At 62.6% G+C, this 19975-nt stretch carries 15 protein-coding genes and 1 pseudogene; 6 read left to right on the forward strand and 10 right to left on the reverse strand.

Annotated elements, in window-relative coordinates:
• Nucleotides 1–74: 74 nt before the first annotated feature.
• The 3 genes and pseudogenes from G3480_RS10690 to G3480_RS10700 all read right to left on the reverse strand — a co-directional run.
• Nucleotides 75–488: pseudogene (locus G3480_RS10690) on the reverse strand (phosphoribosyltransferase family protein); the annotation flags it as partial.
• Complete coding sequence (gene nagZ / locus G3480_RS10695; RefSeq protein ID WP_164653881.1) at nucleotides 485–1561, reverse strand: beta-N-acetylhexosaminidase; 1077 nt, start codon at nucleotides 1559–1561, stop codon at nucleotides 485–487. The pseudogene G3480_RS10690 and the gene nagZ, both read right to left, overlap by 4 nt.
• 172 nt (nucleotides 1562–1733) lie before the next feature.
• On the reverse strand, nucleotides 1734–2519 hold the full coding sequence (locus G3480_RS10700; RefSeq protein ID WP_164653882.1) for an ABC transporter permease: 786 nt from the start codon (nucleotides 2517–2519) through the stop codon (nucleotides 1734–1736).
• 168 nt (nucleotides 2520–2687) lie between these two features.
• Here G3480_RS10700 and ftsH point away from each other — a divergent pair, with 168 nt between their 5' ends.
• Entirely contained in the window at nucleotides 2688–4607 is a 1920-nt protein-coding gene (gene ftsH, locus G3480_RS10705; RefSeq protein WP_164653883.1) for an ATP-dependent zinc metalloprotease FtsH, read from the forward strand.
• Between the two features lie 124 nt (nucleotides 4608–4731).
• Here the strand turns inward: ftsH and G3480_RS28950 are convergent, their stop codons facing one another.
• Entirely contained in the window at nucleotides 4732–4860 is a 129-nt protein-coding gene (locus G3480_RS28950) for a hypothetical protein (protein ID WP_276611692.1), read from the reverse strand.
• 154 nt (nucleotides 4861–5014) lie between these two features.
• Nucleotides 5015–5254: a BolA family protein gene (locus tag G3480_RS10710; protein ID WP_164653884.1), complete on the reverse strand. Its 240-nt coding sequence runs from the start codon at nucleotides 5252–5254 to the stop codon at nucleotides 5015–5017.
• A gap of 402 nt (nucleotides 5255–5656) precedes the next feature.
• On the opposite strand from G3480_RS10710, the gene G3480_RS10715 reads away from it, so the two are divergent.
• Together G3480_RS10715 and G3480_RS10720 are read left to right on the forward strand one after the other, a co-directional pair.
• Complete coding sequence (locus G3480_RS10715) at nucleotides 5657–5917, forward strand: hypothetical protein (RefSeq protein ID WP_164653885.1); 261 nt, start codon at nucleotides 5657–5659, stop codon at nucleotides 5915–5917.
• A gap of 385 nt (nucleotides 5918–6302) precedes the next feature.
• Nucleotides 6303–6566 (forward strand): hypothetical protein, encoded by a 264-nt coding sequence (locus tag G3480_RS10720; protein WP_164653886.1) that lies wholly within the window; start codon nucleotides 6303–6305, stop codon nucleotides 6564–6566.
• A gap of 73 nt (nucleotides 6567–6639) precedes the next feature.
• Here the strand turns inward: G3480_RS10720 and G3480_RS10725 are convergent, their stop codons facing one another.
• Nucleotides 6640–8220 (reverse strand): peptide chain release factor 3, encoded by a 1581-nt coding sequence (locus G3480_RS10725; RefSeq protein WP_164653887.1) that lies wholly within the window; start codon nucleotides 8218–8220, stop codon nucleotides 6640–6642.
• A gap of 105 nt (nucleotides 8221–8325) precedes the next feature.
• On the reverse strand, nucleotides 8326–8823 hold the full coding sequence (gene rimI / locus G3480_RS10730) for a ribosomal protein S18-alanine N-acetyltransferase (protein ID WP_206171659.1): 498 nt from the start codon (nucleotides 8821–8823) through the stop codon (nucleotides 8326–8328).
• Nucleotides 8824–9623: 800 nt separating this feature from the next.
• Here rimI and nifJ point away from each other — a divergent pair.
• The gene (nifJ, locus tag G3480_RS10735; RefSeq protein ID WP_164653888.1) at nucleotides 9624–13205 is read left to right on the forward strand and encodes a pyruvate:ferredoxin (flavodoxin) oxidoreductase; all 3582 of its coding nucleotides are present in this window, start codon (nucleotides 9624–9626) and stop codon (nucleotides 13203–13205) included.
• A gap of 83 nt (nucleotides 13206–13288) precedes the next feature.
• A complete protein-coding gene (locus G3480_RS10740; protein ID WP_164653889.1) occupies nucleotides 13289–14305 on the forward strand; it encodes a dihydroorotate dehydrogenase-like protein in 1017 nt (338 codons plus the stop codon).
• A gap of 404 nt (nucleotides 14306–14709) precedes the next feature.
• On the opposite strand, the gene trhP is transcribed toward G3480_RS10740, so the two are convergent.
• Together trhP and G3480_RS10750 are read right to left on the reverse strand one after the other, a co-directional pair.
• Complete coding sequence (trhP, locus tag G3480_RS10745) at nucleotides 14710–15972, reverse strand: prephenate-dependent tRNA uridine(34) hydroxylase TrhP (protein WP_420824618.1); 1263 nt, start codon at nucleotides 15970–15972, stop codon at nucleotides 14710–14712.
• A gap of 56 nt (nucleotides 15973–16028) precedes the next feature.
• Nucleotides 16029–17213 (reverse strand): ChaN family lipoprotein, encoded by a 1185-nt coding sequence (locus G3480_RS10750; RefSeq protein WP_240905746.1) that lies wholly within the window; start codon nucleotides 17211–17213, stop codon nucleotides 16029–16031.
• On the opposite strand from G3480_RS10750, the gene G3480_RS10755 reads away from it, so the two are divergent.
• Nucleotides 17212–19425: a M1 family metallopeptidase gene (locus tag G3480_RS10755; protein ID WP_164653890.1), complete on the forward strand. Its 2214-nt coding sequence runs from the start codon at nucleotides 17212–17214 to the stop codon at nucleotides 19423–19425. The two genes, G3480_RS10750 and G3480_RS10755, sit on opposite strands and share 2 nt — an antisense overlap.
• Nucleotides 19426–19524: 99 nt before the next feature.
• Here G3480_RS10755 and G3480_RS10760 read toward each other — a convergent pair whose 3' ends face one another.
• Nucleotides 19525–19962 carry a DUF3592 domain-containing protein gene (locus tag G3480_RS10760; RefSeq protein WP_164653891.1) on the reverse strand — a complete coding sequence of 146 codons (438 nt, stop codon included), beginning with the start codon at nucleotides 19960–19962 and terminating at the stop codon, nucleotides 19525–19527.
• Between the last annotated feature and the right edge of the window lie 13 nt (nucleotides 19963–19975).

Raw genomic sequence — 19975 nt, forward strand, 5'->3', positions numbered from 1 at the left:
TGGACTCAGTTCTGGCAGCGCATTGATCAGTTCGGCGCCGAATGCTGTTGCTGAGACATCATTCAGAGGCCGCACTCCTCCACCAGCACCGCCGAGTGCACGCTCGCTGCGCCATCTTCGCGGCAGGCGCGCATCACCTGATCCAAGGTCACTCCCTCGTCGAGGACATCGTCGAGCACCAGCACGTGCTCACCGCGAATCGCCTCTGATGGTCGATAGCGCCAGGTCAGCTCACCGCCGCGCGTGTCGCCCCGGTAGCGCGTCGCATGGATGTAGTCGAGGCGCAGCTGAAAATCCAACCGCGGCAGCAACAGCCCGGTGACGATGGCGGCACCTGTCATGACGCACAGCACGAGCGGATCCTTGCCGGCAAGTCGAGCCGTCAGCGTTTCCGCCATACGGTCCAAAGCCGCCTCCATTTCTTTTGACGTCACCAGGCATTCCGCACGCCCTGCAACGGCGGAATAGGCGCTCGCATCAAGCTTCATCCTGCTTTCTCCGGATCTGTTGGGTCGTCGAACTCGAGATCCAGTGTCTCGAGCGTTTCAAGCTCGGCCACATGGCGCATCGCGCGCTGCCACTCGGGCTGCTCGTGTAACTGCAGACGCTCGAGGTGCTTGCGGCCATGCATCCGCAGCAGGCGCAAATTGGCCGCTGGGTCATGATGGTCTTTGAAGGCCGCGACAATCTGGCGTGCCGCCTTACGGTTGTTGCAGATCAGCAGCATGTCGCAGCCAGCCGCCGAGGCCGCACGGGCACGCTCAGGATAATCTCCGCCTGCATCCGCCGCCCCCATGTTGAGATCGTCGCTAAAGATCACGCCCTGAAAGCCGAGCCGGCCACGCAGAATATCTTTGAGCCAGCGCCGCGAAAAACCCGCTGGGCAAGTATCGACAGCCGGATAGACCACATGCGCCGGCATGACCGCCTCCAACCCACCCTCGATCAAACGCCGGAACGGCACCAGGTCTTCCATCTCCAGATCGACGAAGGGGCGCTCGTCCCGCGGCAGCTCGGCGTGCGAATCAGCGCTGACGCCGCCATGCCCGGGAAAGTGCTTACCGACCGCAGCCATGCCCGCCTGCCGCATGCCATCGCACCAGGCCGACGCAAGATCGCAGATGGTCTGCGCCTGGGCGCCGAATGCCCGATCGCCGATGACCTGGCTGATCCCCCGGTCGAAATCCAGCACGGGAGCAAAGCTGAAGTCCACCCCGACGGCCCGCAGCTCGGCGGCCATCAGCCAGCCCAAGGAGGCTGCAGCCTGACGGGCGCGTCGCGGATCCGTCGCATACAGCGCCCCGAAGCGCCCGGCGGGCGGCAGGCGGGTAAAGCCTTGGCGAAATCGTTGGACACGCCCGCCTTCCTGATCGACTCCAATCAAGAGATGCGGCTCACGCAGGTCATGGATGGCGCGCGTGAGTGACGCGAGCTGATCGGGCGAAACGAAATTCCGCGCGAAGAGGATCACACCGCCGACAGCGGGATGCCGCAGGAACTCGACGTCCTCGTCCTCCAGGGCAGTTCCTGCGATATCCACCATGATGGGTCCGAGCGACATCCTAGTTTGTCACTCCTGAGCTTTTCGAAAGGACGGCGAACACTGACGACATGGGACTCTTGACGACATAGAACTCTTAAGGCGCGGCTGCGCATGCGGCAAAGCACCTTTTTAGCACAGCCGCCAGACCACAAGCGAGCCAGTAACCTGGACAGAACGCCTGCGCACCGACTCAAGAGACCCGCAGGCGCACGTCCAAGTGGTCTCTAAAAGCGTCGCCCAGCAGATTGACCGAGAGCACGACCAGAAAGATCGCCGCGCCAGGCGCAATGACGAGATGCGGCGCGACGAGCAGGTAGGAGACGCCGTCGCGCACCATGTTGCCCCATGAGGCATCCGGCGGCTGAACCCCCAGCCCGAGAAAGGACAAGCCCGCCTCGGCCACCACGGCCGCAGCGACGCCAAAGGTTGCCTCGACCAGCAAGGGCGCGAACGCCAAGGGCAAGAGATGCTTGAGCAAAATCATCGCAGTGCGCCGTCCCAGCGCCCGCGCCGCCGTGACATGATCTCGACCGACCAGAGAAAGCACTTGGGCGCGCGTGAGCCGGGCATAGCCCACCCAGCCAACCGCCGCCAAGGCCAGGATCACGTTGTCGATGCCAGGCCCCATGACGCCGGCAAGCGCGATCGCAAGCAAGATGCCCGGGAAGGCCATGAAGAGGTCGATCACGCGCGCGATGAGCGCATCGACCCAACCGCCTGACAATCCCGCAATGCCACCGATCAGGGTGCCGACGGCGGCACTGACCGCGACCACAAGGCAGCCAACGATCAGCGAGGTGCGCGCGCCAACCAGGAGACGAGCGAGCACCGGCCGCCCGAGATCATCGTTCCCCAAGAGCGAGCGCTCGCCAGGCGGGGCAAGGATAGCCGTGAGATCCACCTTGGTCGGATGGAGACCCACGACCGGGGCGAAAAGGGCACAGAGCACCCAGATGGCCAGCACCAGGGATGCCATCCGCAAAGTCCAATCGAGGCGCAAAACTGATAAGCTCCCGTAAACGCGGGCACATTCCGACCAATCCGTTGGATTTCCAAGCCGAGACCCGATGTTTGAGATCAGATAAAGAAGGGCGCGGCAGCCCACCATCTGTGTCGCGCCAGGTCAACGAGGATAGCCTTAAGAATGAATGCAAAGAACCTGAACATCCTTCTCTGGGTCGCCGTGACCTTCTGGCTGGTGATGATGCTCAACAGCCTGACGGCACCGGATCAGATCGAGCCACGCAGCCTGAGCTACAGCCAGTTCCTCCAGGAACTCTCCGACGGAGCGGTCAAAGAGGTCACGATTCAGGATGAAACCATCAAGGGCTTGCGCACCGACGGCTCTCGATTCGAGACCTACAATCCCGGCGACCCGGGTCTGGTGGGTGATCTACTGAACAATTCCGTCACCATCCGCGCCAAGCCGCCGGAACAGCCAAGCGTATTCATGCAGGTCGTGGCCGCTTGGCTGCCCTTCATCGTACTCGCCGGCATTTGGATCTGGTTCATGCGTCGCAATTCAGGAGGCGGCGGAGCTGGGGGCATCTTCAACTTCGGCAAGAGCCGCGCGCGGCAGCATGCCGAGGGCGAGGTCAAGGTCACGCTGCGCGACGTCGCGGGCGTCGAAGAGGCCAAGGAAGAAGTCGCGGAGCTGGTCGACTTCCTCAGGAGCCCGCAGAAATTCTCCAACCTCGGCGGGCGCATCCCGCGCGGCGTCCTCATGGTGGGCCCACCAGGCACGGGTAAGACGCTCCTGGCGCGCGCGATCGCGGGCGAGGCCAAGGTGCCCTTCTTCAGCATCTCGGGCTCCGACTTCGTCGAGATGTTTGTCGGTGTCGGCGCCTCGCGCGTCCGCGACCTCTTCGAGCAGGCGAAGAAGAGCGCGCCCTGCATCATCTTCATCGACGAGATCGACGCCGTCGGCCGCAAGCGTGGCGCCGGACTCGGCGGCGGACACGACGAGCGCGAGCAAACACTCAATCAGCTCCTGGTCGAGATGGACGGCTTCCAAGGTAACGAGGGCATCATCGTCATCGCAGCGACCAACCGCGCCGATGTCCTCGATCCAGCACTGCTGCGTCCTGGACGCTTCGACCGTCAAGTCGTCGTCGGCTTGCCCGACTTGGCTGGGCGCGCGGCCATCCTTGAGGTCCACATGCGGAAGGTGCCGATCGCGAACGATGTCGACGCCAGGACGATTGCGCGGGGCACCCCCGGCTTCTCCGGCGCGGATCTCGCCAATCTGGTGAACGAGGCCGCACTCTTCGCGGCGCGCGCCGGGCACAGCGACGTCAACATGGAGATGTTCGAGAAGGCCAAGGACAAGATCATGATGGGCGCCGAGCGGCGCAGCATCGTGATGTCCGAATCGGAGAAAAAGCTCACCGCATATCACGAAGCCGGGCACGCCATCGTCGGCCGACTGGTGCCCGAGCACGACCCCGTTCACAAGGTCAGCATCATCCCGCGCGGGCGCGCCCTCGGCGTCACGCTCTTCTTGCCGGAGCGTGATCGCTACAGCATGAGCAAACGCCAGCTCGAAAGTCAGATCTCCAGCCTCTTTGGCGGGCGGCTGGCGGAGGAGATGATCTTCGGTCCGGAGCAGGTCACGACGGGCGCGTCTAACGACATCGAGCGCGCGACGGACATCGCGCGAAACATGGTGACGCGTTTCGGACTCTCCGACGGCATGGGTCCGCTGGCTTATGCGGAGGACGAGGGCGAGGTCTTCCTCGGGCGCTCCGTCACCCAGCAGCGGCAAGTCTCCCCGGAGACCGCGCAGGCCATCGATAAGGAAGTCCGCACCATCATCGATCGCAACTATCAACGCTCCAAGCGGTTGCTGAACGAGAACATGGAGAGGCTGCACACCATGGCCGGGGCACTCCTCAAGTACGAGACCATCACCAAGGAGCAGATCGACGACATCATGGCCGACCGACGCATGCGCGAGCCTGATGACCACACAGGCGGCTCCACCCCGACAACAGGAGGCGGCACCGGCACGGCGCAAGATGGGACCGCACCCAAGCAACCACCGCTGCCGGCGGGGGGCCTTTGATAGCGACTGCTTGAAGCCCAGCACCCCGCTGGGCTGAACAAAAAAAGCCTCAGCGGCATGCCGCTGAGGCTTTTTCATGTCGGCCGTTGAAGCCTGGGCGCGTCTATTGAGAGCGAGCCCAGGCTCACCAAGCCTTCTTGTCATCGTGATCGCGGCCGATGATGTCCTCATGCATGGGGTTGAGGAGATGCCGCTGACTCAAGACCTCGATCAAGATGGCCTTCGGCAAACCGGCGAGACTATAGCCCCCCACGACGACGCCTTCACTCAGTCGATGTCTGCGCCCAATATGGGCTTCGTGACGGAGGTGCTGCTTGGGAAACAGTCGGCCTGAAGGCCGACCCACCCACCAATCTGGAAACACCGCAGGAAACACCGCAAGAGAGTGGCAGGTATTTCCCTGAACCTCAGGCCTGACTGGCCTGCTGAGCGCAGGTACGCGCCTTGACGGAAAGCGCGTGAAGCGCGCCGCTGGCGACCTGATCCTTGACCGTCTCCATGACGAGACGCTCGCGCTTCAAGAGCGACAATCCGTCAAAGGCGTCGCTGACGACGATGGCCTCGAAATGTGCGCCATCACCGGTCACCTGGACCTCGGCGCCCGGAAGGCCCACACGAATAAGCTGGGCGACTGCTTCAGTTTCCAAGATTCACTCCTAAGCTGGACTCGAGCTGAAACGCTATGGTGGCGCCAGCGAGCCAGGTGTCAAGCACGCCACTCGCCCCCGTCTTGCTCGGGTACTAGACCCCTCAGCGCGTCTGTAGAGGTCGGAGGAGGTGTTGTTCCTGGGCGCGGTGATCCGGGGCGACAGCGAACAGGTGTCGCCTTGCCCTGAAACGCCATTTCCATCCCAACAATTTCTTCATACCTGTTTGCCTTTAGGCAACGAACCAGCCTGATCTGGCGCTCTTTCGAAAAGACGGTCTTCGCAAAACGGCTTGCTCCAAGCGGCCTAGCAGCGCCTTTTGCAAAGTTGGCACAGCTGCTGCTTTCTCCTCTGCAAGCGCCCAACAGCGCGCTTGATGACCAAACACTGGGAGAGACCACCATGCTGACCATCACCGACCTGACCCTTCGCCACAACCTCAATGCAGCGTCCATGAGCAGCGTCCGCGGCGGCTTTGCCCTGAGCGACTTCGATTCCCTTTTCAGCACCGGGATCGTCAACGCCCCCCAGATCGACCTGGGCACCCACCTGCTCGCCCAGGAGCAAGCCTTGGCCGTCAATCAGGCTGGCAACATTGGTGGACTGAACCTGGTGATCTCCGATCAGACCCAGAACGGCGTGTCCGGCCAGGTCACGATCTGAGCCAATGCTGTCTAGGCCCTGTAAGTACACAACCTAGCGAGGCTTCGCCTCAGACCGACGAGTCATGCCATCGGGATCGCTATCGTCGGTTCGATACCGATACCGATACCGACGGCCTTGGATGGTCGGACGCTTCATCGAAATTTGACTCATCTGCAAGCATTTTGCGCCCTCAAGGATTCGAGGAGCCTGTCCGACTTGGGGGGATCGAAGCGAGGAAGTGGGAGAGCGAGGCCATTTCGTTCCGGTTTTGAGGCGCATAGTGGTTCTATGTAACGAAAAAACGGGGCGAAAGGGACCCTTCTCCCGATTCCGCAGCCGATTCATCCTCAGTCGGACAGGCTCCTAGACCCTGCAAGCACACAGCGAGATGAGGAGAAAGAGCATGTTGAGCATCAACGACCTGACGGCTGACCGCACCCTGGATAAGGCCGCGATGAGCGGCCTACGCGGCGGCCTCGCCGTTGCCGGAGACGACCTCGCTTCCTTCCTCGGCTACTTCAATGCACCGACGCTGGATCTCGGCACGCATGAACTCATCCAGAGCCAAGCCGTTGCCGTCGATCAGAGCGGCGCAACCGGGGGCTTCAACATCAACAGCGGCAGCCAGACGCAGAACGGCATTTCGGGGCAAGTCTCCTTGTTTTAGCCGAGGGCTGAGCGGCAACCATCACCGCTCACCGAGTTCAGTGCACCCAGCACGGCAAAATCCCCGTCATTTCCTAAAGCTCCCGCGTCGCCAGGAAGCGCACCTCGGGCCAACGCTCTTCGGCCAAGCTCAGGTTCACCATGGTTGGGGCCAGATAGACCAACTGATCGTCGCCGTCTAGCGCCAGATGCTCGTAGCACTTATCCCGGAAACGCTCGAGCATCTTGGAGTCGTCGCACTGGATCCAACGCGCCGTCTTCACGCTCACGGGCTCGACGATGGCCTCCACGCCATACTCGTCTTTGAGACGGTAGGCCGCGACATCGAACTGGAGCACACCGACGGCCCCGAGAATGAGTTCGTTGTTCTTCAATGGCCGGAAGGACTGGGTCGCCCCTTCCTCCGAGAGTTGCAGAACCCCTTTCTGCAGGGCCTTCATCCGCAGCGGATCCTTGAGGACGACACGGCGAAACAGCTCGGGGGCGAAATAGGGGATGCCCTCGTACTTGAGGTCCTCGCCTTCACTGAAGGTATCGCCAATCTGGATGGTGCCATGATTGTGCAGGCCGATGATATCGCCCGGCCAGGCCTCCTCGACATGCCTTCGCTCGTCGGCCTGGAAGGTGATGGCGTTGGCAACCTGGATCATCTTGCCAATACGCACATGGCGCATCTTCATGCCTTTCTTGTAGCTGCCCGAGCAGACCCGCATGAAAGCGACCCGGTCACGGTGGCCCGGATCCATGTTCGCCTGAATCTTGAACACGAAACCACTGAACCGCTCTTCCGCAGGGTCGACCAAGCGCTGCCGAGTCTCGCGCGGGCGCGGCACTGGGGCGTAGTCGACGAAGGCGTCGAGCAGCTCACGCACCCCGAAATTATTGATCGCCGAGCCGAAGAAGACGGGCGTCTGCTTGCCAGCACGATAGGCATCTAGATCCAGCGGATGACTCGCCCCCTCGACCAGCTCCAGCTCATCACGCAGCTCCTGGGCCTGATCACCGAGGATCTCATCCATGCGTGGGCTGTTGACCCCATCGATCACCTCTCCCTCGGCAATCTTGCCGCCATGCTGAGCACTGAAGAGATGGGTCCGCCCGCTGCGCAGGTCATAGACCCCTTTGAAGCGTTTACCCATGCCGATGGGCCAGGTCACTGGAGCGCACTTGATCTTCAGCACCGCTTCGATCTCGTCCAGGATCTCGATCGCATCCCGCCCCTCGCGGTCGAGCTTGTTGACGAAGGTGAGGATGGGCGTGTCGCGCAGCCGACAGACATCCATCAGCTTGATGGTCCGCTCCTCGACGCCCTTGGCCACGTCGATGACCATGAGGGCGGAGTCGACCGCCGTCAGCGTGCGGTAGGTATCCTCGGAGAAGTCCTCGTGCCCCGGGGTATCGAGCAGATTGACGATGGCGGCGCCGTAAGGGAACTGCATCACCGACGAGGTCACGGAAATGCCGCGCTCTTTCTCGAGTTCCATCCAGTCGGAGGTTGCGTGACGCGCAGCCTTGCGACCCTTCACCGTACCGGCAAGCTGAATGGCGCCGCCGAAAAGCAGCAGCTTCTCGGTCAGCGTGGTCTTACCGGCGTCCGGGTGGGAGATGATCGCGAAGGTGCGGCGTGTATCGATCTGCTCTTGGAGCTCGCTCATAAAGCTGTCAATCAGGTAATGTTCGCGCTGGTCAATCGCGGAAGTATAACTGGCCGGTCAGCTCGTTGGACAGACGCAGACCGCGCCCGGCCACGCCGTCAGCGCCTAGAGGAGACCAGCGCTGACGCTCTCGAGCCCCCGCAGCTCGCGCGCCAGGACGGTCGCGTCCTCGCGCCCCTTGTGCGCTGGGTAATAGTTGCGCCTGGTGCCGATCTCGCAGAACCCCTCCGAGGCATAGAGCGACCGGGCACCCGCATTCGACACCCGCACCTCCAAGAAGGCGGTGTCGGCCTTGTGCTTGAGTGCGACCGACAGGAGATGACGCAACAGCCTGCGCCCCTGCCCGCGCCCCTGCCAGTCCGGATGCACGCAAAGGTTGAAGATATGGCATTCACCCACCGCGACCGACATGATGCCGTATGCCACAACAGCGCCATCGGCCTCACCCACCCAACAGCAGTATCCAACCCGCAGGCAGTCCTTGAAGATACCCTCCGTCCAAGGAAACTCGTAAGCGGCACACTCGACAGCCAGGACGGCACTGACGTCCTCCGCGCGCATGGGCCTTAGACGCAGGGTCGGCTGCGTACCGCACTGGCTCATCGAAATCATGCCCCAAGGTTTTGCGACTAAAGATGCTGAGAGCGGAACCATACGCGAGCCATGACGCCAAAGCGAAGGGTACAGAGTCAATCCACGCAAGCAGCAATGAAGGCTCAACGATGAAACCCACAGCAGACAAAGGGTTTACATGGGGACAGGCCGAAAGGCCGCCGGCAAACTGATTCTGATCATGTCACGATCGATTCTCCAAGAAAGCCCACGAAGACCACGCCCACCCCTTTCGACTTTGGGTCTATAGTAGCCGGGGTATTCGACTGCGAGCCGGGCTTGAGAACGGGCGCACGGCGCTCCAACGCCAATGAGAGCAGCTGCTTGGGACGAGCGCACAACACCAGCCCCTCGCTCACAGCAGGGTCAACTCAAAAGGACACTGCCGCTAGCTCGGCGCCAGCAAGGAGGGTAACGCAGGGATTGCAACATCTCCGTCATCAGCCAGGTTTAAGGTGATTGCAGGAAAATCTCATACCCGATGGCGCAGGATCGAGGTTCGCCTTCATGGAGCATCGCTGAGCGATGTGAGCGCCGGTGCGACTTGGATGACAGGGCTTGAGAGACTGTCTGAAAAACCCCGTAGGGGCGACTTTAGTCGCCCTTGGCACTGGCGGGAAGGCGAATGAATTCGCCCCTACAGCTCGGGCGATTACAGTATTCAGGCAGCCTCTGAGACAAGTCCGCCGACCTGAGCTTTGACAGAAATCGCCTTAAGGTTGATCAAGAAGCTCCGCATCGCATCGCCGCATCGCGGTCACCCCCTTTTCACTCACCAAACGGACAGTTCGATGTCGCACAAGAGCATGGTCACACTCGACGGCAATGAAGCCGCCGCCTATGTTGCCCACATGACCAATGAGGTCATCGCCATCTATCCCATCACGCCCTCCTCGAACATGGGCGAGTGGGCCGACGAATGGTCCTCGCAAGGCGTCAAAAATCTATGGGGAACGATCCCCGACGTGGTCGAGATGCAGAGCGAGGCGGGCGCGGCGGGCGCCATCCACGGCGCGCTGCAAGGCGGCTCCCTAGCGACGACCTTCACGGCCTCTCAGGGCCTGCTGTTGATGATTCCGAACATGTACAAGATCGCGGGAGAGCTGACCCCAACGGTCTTCCATGTCTCCGCCCGCAGCCTGGCCGCGCAGGGCCTGTCCATCTTTGGCGATCACTCAGACGTCATGGCCTGCCGAGCAACGGGCTACGCCATGCTCTGTGCGGCATCCGTGCAGGAGGTCATGGACTTCGCGCTCATCGCGCAAGCGTCCACGCTGCAAAGCCGTGTGCCGATGGTGCATTTCTTCGACGGCTTCCGCACCTCGCATGAGGTTGCCAAGATCGAGCGGCTGCCCACCGACGTCATCCGCGCCATGATCGACGAGGAGCTGGTCTCGGCCTTCCGCGCGCGCGGCTTGAATCCAGACCATCCCAGTCTGCGCGGAACCTCGCAGAACCCGGACGTGTACTTCCAGGGCCGCGAATCTGTCAATCCCTACTACGCGGCGGCGCCTGGCATCGTGCAAGCGCTCATGGATCGCTTCGGCCAGCTCACCGGGCGTCACTATCACCTCTTCGACTATGTCGGCGCCCCGGACGCCGAGCGCGTAATCATTCTCATGGGCTCTGGTATCGGCGCTGCGGAGGAGGCCGTGGAGCACCTCAACGCCCGTGGCGAGAAGGTGGGCCTGGTCAAAGTGCGCCTGTTCCGTCCCCTTGATGCCAGCGCACTGCTCAGTGCCCTCCCCGCCTCCACCACCGCAGTCGCGGTCTTGGACCGGACCAAGGAGCCAGGCGCCGATGGCGAGCCCCTCTACAAAGATGTGGTGACGGCGGTCGCTCAATCCTTCTCGAACGGCCAGTTGAGCAGCATGCCCCGCGTCATCGGCGGCCGTTTCGGGCTCGGCTCCAAGGAGTTCACGCCGGCGATGGTCAAGGGCGTCTTCGACGAGCTTGCAAAAGACAGCCCCAAGAATCAGTTCACGGTCGGCATCTTCGATGACGTCGCCCAGACCAACCTGGAGTGGGATCCGAGCTTCAAGGCCGACGCGCTCGATGGTGTCACCGCCTGCGTCTTCTACGGTTTGGGTTCAGACGGCACGGTGTCGGCGAACAAGAACTCCATCAAGATCATCACGGAAGAGACACCCAACTACGGCCAGGGCTACTTCGAGTACGACTCCAAGAAGGCCGGCGCCGTGACCATCAGCCATCTGCGCTTCGGCCCGACCCCCATCAACAGCACCTATCTGATCGGCGACGACGAATCCAGCTTCGTCGCCTGCCACCAGCCGACCTTCATCACGCGCTATGACATGCTCGACAAGGCGAAGCAGGGCGGTGTCTTTCTGCTCAACTCGCCGACCGGGGCGGACAAGGTCTGGAACGAGTTGCCGCGCAAGATGCAGCAAACGATGATCGACAAGCAGCTCACCTTCTACGTCATCGACGCCTATGGCATTGCCGGTCAGACCGGCATGGGGCGGCGCATCAATACCATCATGCAGACCTGCTTCTTCGCCATCTCGGGCATCCTGCCCAAGGACGAAGCCATCGCGCATATCAAGGAGGCGGTCAAGAAGACCTACGGCAAGAAGGGCCAACGCCTGCTGGATCGGAACTACCAAGCCATCGACGCCGCGCTCGCGGGCCTGCATAAGGTCGATGTACCCAGCCAGGTCAGCAGCAGCTTCGATCGCCCGCCCGTGGTGCCGGACGACGCCCCCGAATTCGTACGCAAGGTCACCGCGACCCTGATCGCCGGTAACGGCAACCAGCTTCCGGTGAGCCTCATGCCGGCCGATGGCACCTGGCCCACCGGCACCACCAAGTATGAGAAACGCAAGCTCGCGCTACAGCTCCCGAAGTGGGACGAGACGCTCTGTACTCAGTGCGGCAAGTGTCCGCTGGTCTGCCCACATGCGGCGATCCGCGCCAAGGTCTACGCCGGCGATCTCACTGCCCAAGCACCCGCGAGCTTCCAACATGCCGCCATCAAGGGCAAGGACTTCCCCCAGGGCTATCGGGTGACCTACCAGGTCGCACCGGACGACTGCACCGGCTGCGGGCTCTGCGTCGAGGTCTGCCCCATCCGCGACCGTCAGGACCCCAACCACAAGGCCCTGAACATGGTCGAGGCCACTGAGACGCAAGCCGCCGAGGAGGTCAACTGGGACTTCTTCCTGGGCCTGCCGGAGTACGACCGCACCCAGCTGGACGCGACCAAGATCAAGCATGCCATGATGATGCAGCCCTTGTTCGAGTTCTCAGGCTCCTGCGTCGGCTGCGGTGAAACGCCCTACATCAAGCTCGCGACTCAGCTCTTCGGTGACCGCATGCTGATCGCCAACGCCACGGGCTGCTCCTCGATCTACGGCGGCAACCTGCCAACCACGCCCTACGCGACCAATGCGGACGGGCGCGGCCCAAGCTGGAACAACTCGCTGTTCGAGGACAACGCCGAGTTCGGTCTGGGACTGAGGTTGGCGGTCGACAAGCAAAGCGCGCATGCGCGCGAACTCGTCGCCGAACTCGCCAGTCAAATCGGTGAGGACCTGGCCGACGGCCTGCTCAATGCCGAGCAGCACAGCGAGGCGGGCATCCACGAGCAGCGCGAGCGGGTCGCGGCGCTGCGGGTCAAGCTCAAGGGCATCGACACCCCGCAGGCTCGCATCCTAGAGGCCATTTGCGAGCCGCTCGTCAAGCGCAGCGTCTGGATCGTCGGCGGCGATGGCTGGGCCTATGACATCGGCTACGGCGGCGTCGATCACGTGCTCGCCAGCGGCCGCAACGTCAATCTCTTGGTGCTGGACACCGAGGTCTATTCCAACACGGGCGGTCAAAACTCCAAGGCCACGCCCATGGGGGCCGTCGCCAAATTCGCCGCGGCCGGAAAACCGACCTTCAAGAAAGATCTGGCCATGATGGCCATGGCCTACGAGAACGTCTATGTCGCCCAAATCGCCTTCGGGGCCAAGGACGTCCAGACGGTGCGTGCCTTCCTGGAAGCAGAATCCTACGACGGCCCCTCGGTCATCATCGCTTACTCGCCCTGTATCGCGCACGGTGTTGACCTCTCCAACAACCTGCGCCAGCAAGACCTCGCAGTGACCTCTGGCCACTGGCCCTTGTTCCGCTACGATCCGCGACGCACCGAGCGCGGCGAGAACCCGCTCCTCATCGACTCCAAGCCGCCGAGCATCCCCTATCGGGACTTCGTCTATACGGAGACGCGCTTCAGCCTGCTGACCAAGACCCACCCAGAGGCCGCCGAGCGCTTCCTCAATCTCGCGCAGAAGCATGTGGCGACGCGCTTCACGCTCTATGAGCAGCTCGCGCATCTCGCGGTCCAGAAGGCCCCGGCCTCGAAGTAGTCAGGCGCATGAGCGGGGGGCGCATCCTTGCACCGCCCGCCAGCGTCCAATCATGAATTCCTTGATGTGAGGGACGGCAGAAAATGAATCTCACCACCAAATACCTCGGGCTGGAGCTGAAGAACCCGCTGGTGCCTTCGGCCTCGCCGCTGTCGAAGAGCGTCACAACCGCTCGCGAACTGGAAGACAAGGGCGCGGCTGCCATCATTATGTATTCGCTCTTCGAGGAGGCCATCACCGCGGAGTCCGAGTCCATGGTGCGGTTCCTGCACCATCAGGAGACGGGCTTCGGCGAGAGCACGGGCGGCTTCTTGCCCGACCACCAAGACTTCGAGAGCGGACTCCAGGAATATCTAAACCAGATCCACAAGCTGAAGGAGGCACTGGACATCCCGGTGATTGCCAGCCTCAACGGCGTCACCCCCAGTGGCTGGATCAGCCATGCGAGCGAGCTTGAGCAAGCCGGGGCGGACGCCCTGGAACTCAACGTCTACTATGTAGCCGGCGACATCGGCCAGACGGGCGCTCAGGTCGAGGAACGCTACCTCAGCCTCCTGAGAGACCTGCGCACCAAGGTCCGCATCCCCATCAACATGAAACTGTCCCCGGCCTTCAGCTCGGTTGGCAACTTCATCAAGCAGCTCTCCGAGGCCGGCGCCGACGGCGTCTCGCTCTTCAACCGCTTCTATCAACCCGACATCAACATCGACAGCCTGCGGCTACAGTCTCGCCTCTACCCATCCACGTCCGCCGAGGCGCTGCTGGCAATGCGCTGGATCGCCATCCTCTACGGGCGCATTCCCGGACTCTCTCTAGGAGCCACCGGAGGCATTCACTCGGCCGAGGATGCCGTCAAGCTCCTGCTCGCCGGGACGGACGCGGTGCACCTCTGTAGCGCACTGCTTGAATGGGGCCCCACCCACCTCGGCATCCTGCTCAGAGGCATCGAAGACTGGATGGAGGAGCACGGTTTCGAATCGGTCGACGACTTCCGCGGCCGCGTCAGCGCCCTCAGCGTGCCCAACCCGGACGAACTCGAGCGCTCGAACTACATCCACGTGCTCGACAGCTACAGCCCGTCCGCCGGGGCCATGACCTAAGGCGAGTTCGGGAAATGACCTTTCCCAAAAGACGCGGGGCGGTAGGATGGGCAAAGTCCGCACTCGGGGCTTGAGGGACACCTCGGCGCTGGACGGACGTGCCCATCCTGCAAAGCGCTGAGCGGGGATGATGGGCACGCCCCTCGACCCTCGGCACTCCGAAAGAAGCGCATCGCCAGGGCTTTGCCCATCCTACGGGATCGGAACTGCGGGTATTTTGTTTCCCGGAAATCACCTAAACCGCACCAGCCTGTCATGATTCAAGGCACCGCCCGCCATCCCGGCGGGCGTGCCTTCCCTGCCAAGAAGCCCCAAGGCCAGCAGCACAATCGTCCACGAAGGACAGAGCCCTCGCGCACATCTACAGACGTCCTGATAGCAGCGACCATGAGAGCGCGTACCCGCTAGAGCGCACGCGTCAACAAGCTCATGCGGTTGCCCAGCTGTGGAGCGCGAATGCGCACCTGCCAGCCCGCACCTGGGGCGACGCTGAGGGGCTCACCCTCCAGCGTGACCATGGCTTCGAGCTGAAAGTGGCGATTCCCTTCTGGGCTCATCAGCTCCAGCTGGTCGCCGACGGCAAAGCGGTTCTTGACCTCGACCTCGGCCCAGCCATCCGCGCCGAACACAACCTCGCCGACGAAGATTCTGCGTTGGTTGCGCGAGACACCTTCCTCGTAGTTTTGCAGCTCCGCGGGGGCGTGACGCCGGTAGAAGCCCTCGGTGTAGCCACGATTGGCAAGCCCCTCGAGATCCACCTTGAGTTCGGCGCGGAAGGGACGCCCGGCGACGGCGTCGTCAATGGCCGCGCGATAGACCTGCGCCGTGCGGGCGGCGTAGTAGTGTGACTTGGTGCGCCCCTCGATCTTGAGACAGTCGATGCCGATCTCGACCAGCCGGCTGACGTGCTCGACCGCCTGAAGATCGCGCGAATTCATGATGTAGGTCCCGTTCTCGTCCTCGAGAATCGGCATGTATTCGCCGGGGCGATTGGATTCCTCGAGGAGATAGCTGTCATCGGCCGCCGGATGCCGCTCGCGCCCGGACCGCACCTGCGCGCGCTCCCCCTCGATCCCGACAGGCTCGGCCCCAGACTCGGCCGTCAGCTTGTACTCCCAGCGACAGGCATTGGTGCAGGCGCCTTGATTGGCGTCACGGTGGCTGAAGTAGCCCGAGAGCAGACAGCGGCCCGAGTAGGCGATGCAGAGCGCCCCATGAACGAAGACCTCCAGCTCGATATCCGGGCAGGCGTCGCGGATCGCGGCGATCTCATCCAAAGAGAGTTCGCGGGACAAGATCACCCTGGACAGTCCTTGTGTTTGCCAAAAGCGCACGGCAGCCGCATTGACCGTATTGGCCTGAACGGAGAGGTGGATGGGCAAGTCGGGCCAACGCTCGCGCACCAGCATGATCAGCCCGGGATCGGCCATGATGAGGGCGTCCGGCCCCAGCGCGACGATCGGCTCCAGGTCCGCGATAAAGGTGCGCAGCTTGGCACCGTGCGGCATGAGGTTGGCCGTGAGATAGAACCGCTTACCCTGAGCATGCACCTCTTGGAGGCCTGTCTCCAGGTTCTTCAGGTCGAAATCGTTGTTACGCACCCTGAGGCTGTAGCGGGGCAGACCGGCGTAGACCGCGTCCGCCCCATAGGCCAAGGCGTAGCGCATGTTCTTGAGGGTACCTGCCGGCGACAGCAGCTCCGGCATGGCGTCGATCGGGACGGTCAATGCAGCCGCACCTCGAAGGTCTTGTGCTCATCTGAGCCAAGCACATACTCACGAACCACCTCAACCGACACCAGATCGTCAGGCTCCGCGTCGACCATGGCGATGCGAACGTCCGCATAGCCCGTGATGCTGTGGGCACCGATCCGCACGATTCGGTCCCCGGACTCGAGCCCCGCCGCCTTTGCACCACTCGTTTGCGCGAAACCCTCGATGCGAATACCTGGTTTATCCTCGTCGGCGTCGCTGCTCAGCATGACGCCCAGCATGCCGGAAGGCGGCAGCTCGACCTCGGGTGGATAGAGGAAGAAGTCGGCCGCGGCGCCGTCGGGCTCACGGTTCTGTCCGTTGAGGACGATCGCCATGGGGACGCGCTGGCGGCGCATGAGCCGCTTGGGAATGCCCTGACCATATTCGACATGCCCGCCGCCTGTCAGGACGACCAGGGTCGTCTCGGGGTTTTGCTCGAGGTAGGCCGCGGCCCGCTCGGCCATGCCCTCGTCCCAGAGGAGCTGCACCTCGAAGAAGTGGTCGAAGTCACGCTGCTGGTCTGCGGGATGGTGCCGGAAGACCCTCTCGATACGCGCTCGATAGGCGGGATCCTCACGGTCCATCTGGGCTGGAATCCTGGCGCGCTCCTCGTCGCTCAGCCCATCAATGCCCGCATCGCCAACCTTGCGCGTCAGCTCCGACTCGAGGTTCAAGGCGATCACCGGAATCCGATGCTCGCGTGCAAACTGCAGAATGGGGCGATACAGGCGGTAGTCGTAGCGCCAGCGGTCGAAATACTGAGTGCGGCGCAGGAAGTCAGCCTCGTCGATCTTGCCTTCCACATAGTCGTCGACATCTTGCTGAAACGGCTGTTGGAAAAATTCCAGCCCGATCGCAATGGATTTGCCGCGTGCATGCAAACCTTCGATGATCGCGAGTTGGTTGAGATGATCGGCATAGCGGTCGTGCTGTTCGCCGACGAAGACGACGCGGCGATCAGCAAGCTTCGCAAGAAGCGCGTCCATACCCGTCAGGTCGGAGGCGTCCAGCACCCGCGTGCCATTGCCGTCGATGGCGCTCACCGTGGCGTCGGCGGCGATTGCTGGGTTGATTCCTACCCCAGTGCCTAGCAGCGCCGGGATCACAAAGAAGGCGGCCTTCATGGCCGGGATTGATCGAAATCGGAGCGACATGAGATCCCCTAGTCATCATAGACCCGCAGGTCCGTCAATTTGGATACGAAGGGCTTACACCTTCAAGTTCGGACATCGTCCGCCATCGCAGCGCACCGAGGGCAAAGCCAGAGACGGTTTCGCCGATTGGCTCGAGTCTAAGCTGACCGGACTGCGGCTGACGCTCTTGTTGTGCGCGCTCGGCACTTCCTTGCCAACGGCAGCAGCGCCCGAGATCCCGGAGGTCGCGCACCGGCTCGACGTGCACATCAATCCTGCCGACCATGCGCTGACGGTTGAGGACGAGATGCGGCTGCCGGAGGGAAAAAGCGAGTGGACGCTGCTGTTGCACGCCGACTTTGAGCCCGAGATCACGGACGGCGAGGCGGAGCTGACCGAGATCGAGCGCCTGCGCAACCTGCGCGGATACCGCTTGCGCCTCAAGGCTGCGGGCCCCGTGACCATCCGTTACAGCGGGCGCATCCAACATGGTCTTCGGCAGATCGACGAAGGCATGGGCCGCACGCGCGAATGGTCGCTCGGGGTCATCGGGCCGGAGGGCGTCTTTCTCAATGCCAACAGCGGTTGGTATCCGCAAATCCCGGATACGCTGCAGAGCTTCCAGCTGGACGTGCATCTTCCCGCCGGCTGGATCGCCGTTTCTCAGGGTGCCGGCCCGGGCGAGCCCGGCTCCGGGCACTCCACCTGGACCGAGCCCTTGCCGCAGGACGACATCTATCTCATCTCGGGTCCCTATCACCTTTACCGCTCCGATGCCGAGGGTATCGAGGCGCAGGTCTATCTCCACGAGCCCGATCAGGCGCTGGCCGAGCGCTACCTTGAGGCGACCGGCACCTATCTCGCGCACTATTCGGAGCTGATCGGCCCCTACCCCTTCGCCAAGTTCGCGCTGGTCGAGAATTTCTGGGATACCGGCTACGGCATGCCGTCCTTTACCCTGCTCGGCCCGCAGGTCATCCGTCTCCCCTTCATCATCCACACCTCTTACCCGCACGAGATCCTCCACAACTGGTGGGGCAACAGCGTCTTCATCGACTTCGACAGCGGCAACTGGAGCGAGGGTCTGACCTATTATTTGGCCGACTACTGGATCAAGGAGCAAGCCGGCCAGGGCGATCAAGCCCGGCGGGACATGCTCAAGCGCTATGGCGATTATGTCCAGGCGGGGGAGGATTTCCCCTTGGTCGAGTTTCGCGGCAAGCACAACATGGCCTCACAGGGCGTTGGCTACAGCAAGGCAGCCATGTTCTTTCATATGCTGCGCCAACGCCTTGGCGATTCAACCTTCGAGGCCGGCCTGCGCCGCTTCTACGCCGATAACAAATTTCGCAAGGCCAGCTATGAGGACTTGCGCGCGGCCTTCGAGGCCGCCAGCGGCCAGGATCTGAAGCGCTTCTTCACCGCCTGGACAACGCAGCCTGGCGCGCCACTCCTCGGGCTCGAGGACGTTCGGGTCGAGCAGATTGATGAGCACTACCGGGTTACCGGGCACATCCAACAACGCCAATCCGGCGCCGACTTCCCCTTGCGCGTACCCGTCGTGGTGACCCAGGAGGATCAGACGAGCGTCACCCTCGAGGTGGAGAGCAACGGCAAAGACGCGACCTTCTCGATCGATCTCCAAGACAAGCCGACACGCATCGCGGTCGATCCGAATTTCGATGTCTTCCGCACCCTGCTTCCGGGAGAAACACCGGTCACGCTCAGTAGTCTCTTCGGCTCAGACGACGGCCTGATTCTCATTCCCAAGGCAGCGCCAAAGGCACTGCGTCAGGCCTACCGCCAGCTCGCCACAGCCTGGCAGGGGGGACACCGAAACTGGCGCATCCAAGACGACGACGCCATCGAAGAACTCCCCAGAGATCGCCCCGTCTGGCTGCTTGGATGGGAGAATCGGCATCTGCCGAACCTGACGCGAGGGGCGTCCGATTTCTCGCTCAGCAGCGACCCACGCAGCCTGACCATCAGGGGTCAGCACATCGATCCGGAATCCGAGAGCCCGGTGCTGACGCGCCGCAACGACGGGCGACTCATCGGCTGGGTCGCGGCCACGGACGCCGCGCAAGTACCGGCCCTGGCCCGCAAGCTGCCGCACTACGGCAATTACAGTTTCCTTGTCTTTAGCGGCCCTGAGTCGAGCAACCGACTCAAGGGGCAATGGCCGCCTGGAGACTCGGCGCTGGTCCGCCATCTAGCAACGAAGCGCCCTTGAGTCACTGGAGGGGCCTTAAGTCGCTGAAGGGGCCTTGAGTCACTGGGGGAGCGACATCTTGCCGACTCGAGCAGGGTCACAGCCTGTTCGAGCCGTCGCTCAAATCCGCGGCCGACGCCGCAACTGGGTCAGCCCGAAGAGCCCACCCACCACCAGGAACGCGCCGATCAAGAGCCCAACCCAGGGAGGTGTGCCGCCTCGATCGCCGAGCAAGGGGTTTGCCGGTCGCTCCGGCAAGAGCCAGACATCAAGGGTCTCACCCGGCTCAAGCCGCGACCTCAAGGAATCGGAGACCAGATCTTTCACCTCATACGCTCGACCTTCAAAGACATACCGATAGTGCAGGTAGTCGTTGCCGCCGGCGAGGTTCTCGAAACCCAGGACCTCCGCCGTCACCCGGATGCCATCCGCGCGCATGTGGTGCTCCTGCTCCATCCGCGTGACGACGAGGGCGCACAGTGCTGCACCGAAGAGGGCAATGCCGAAGTAGGCGGAAGCCCCAGCCCTTGTCCGGACGTGAAGCGATTTCAGGAGCACGCGCAAAGCACCT

Origin of the sequence: Thiorhodococcus mannitoliphagus, from assembly GCF_010915725.1 — a bacterium.
GTDB lineage: Bacteria > Pseudomonadota > Gammaproteobacteria > Chromatiales > Chromatiaceae > Thiorhodococcus > Thiorhodococcus mannitoliphagus.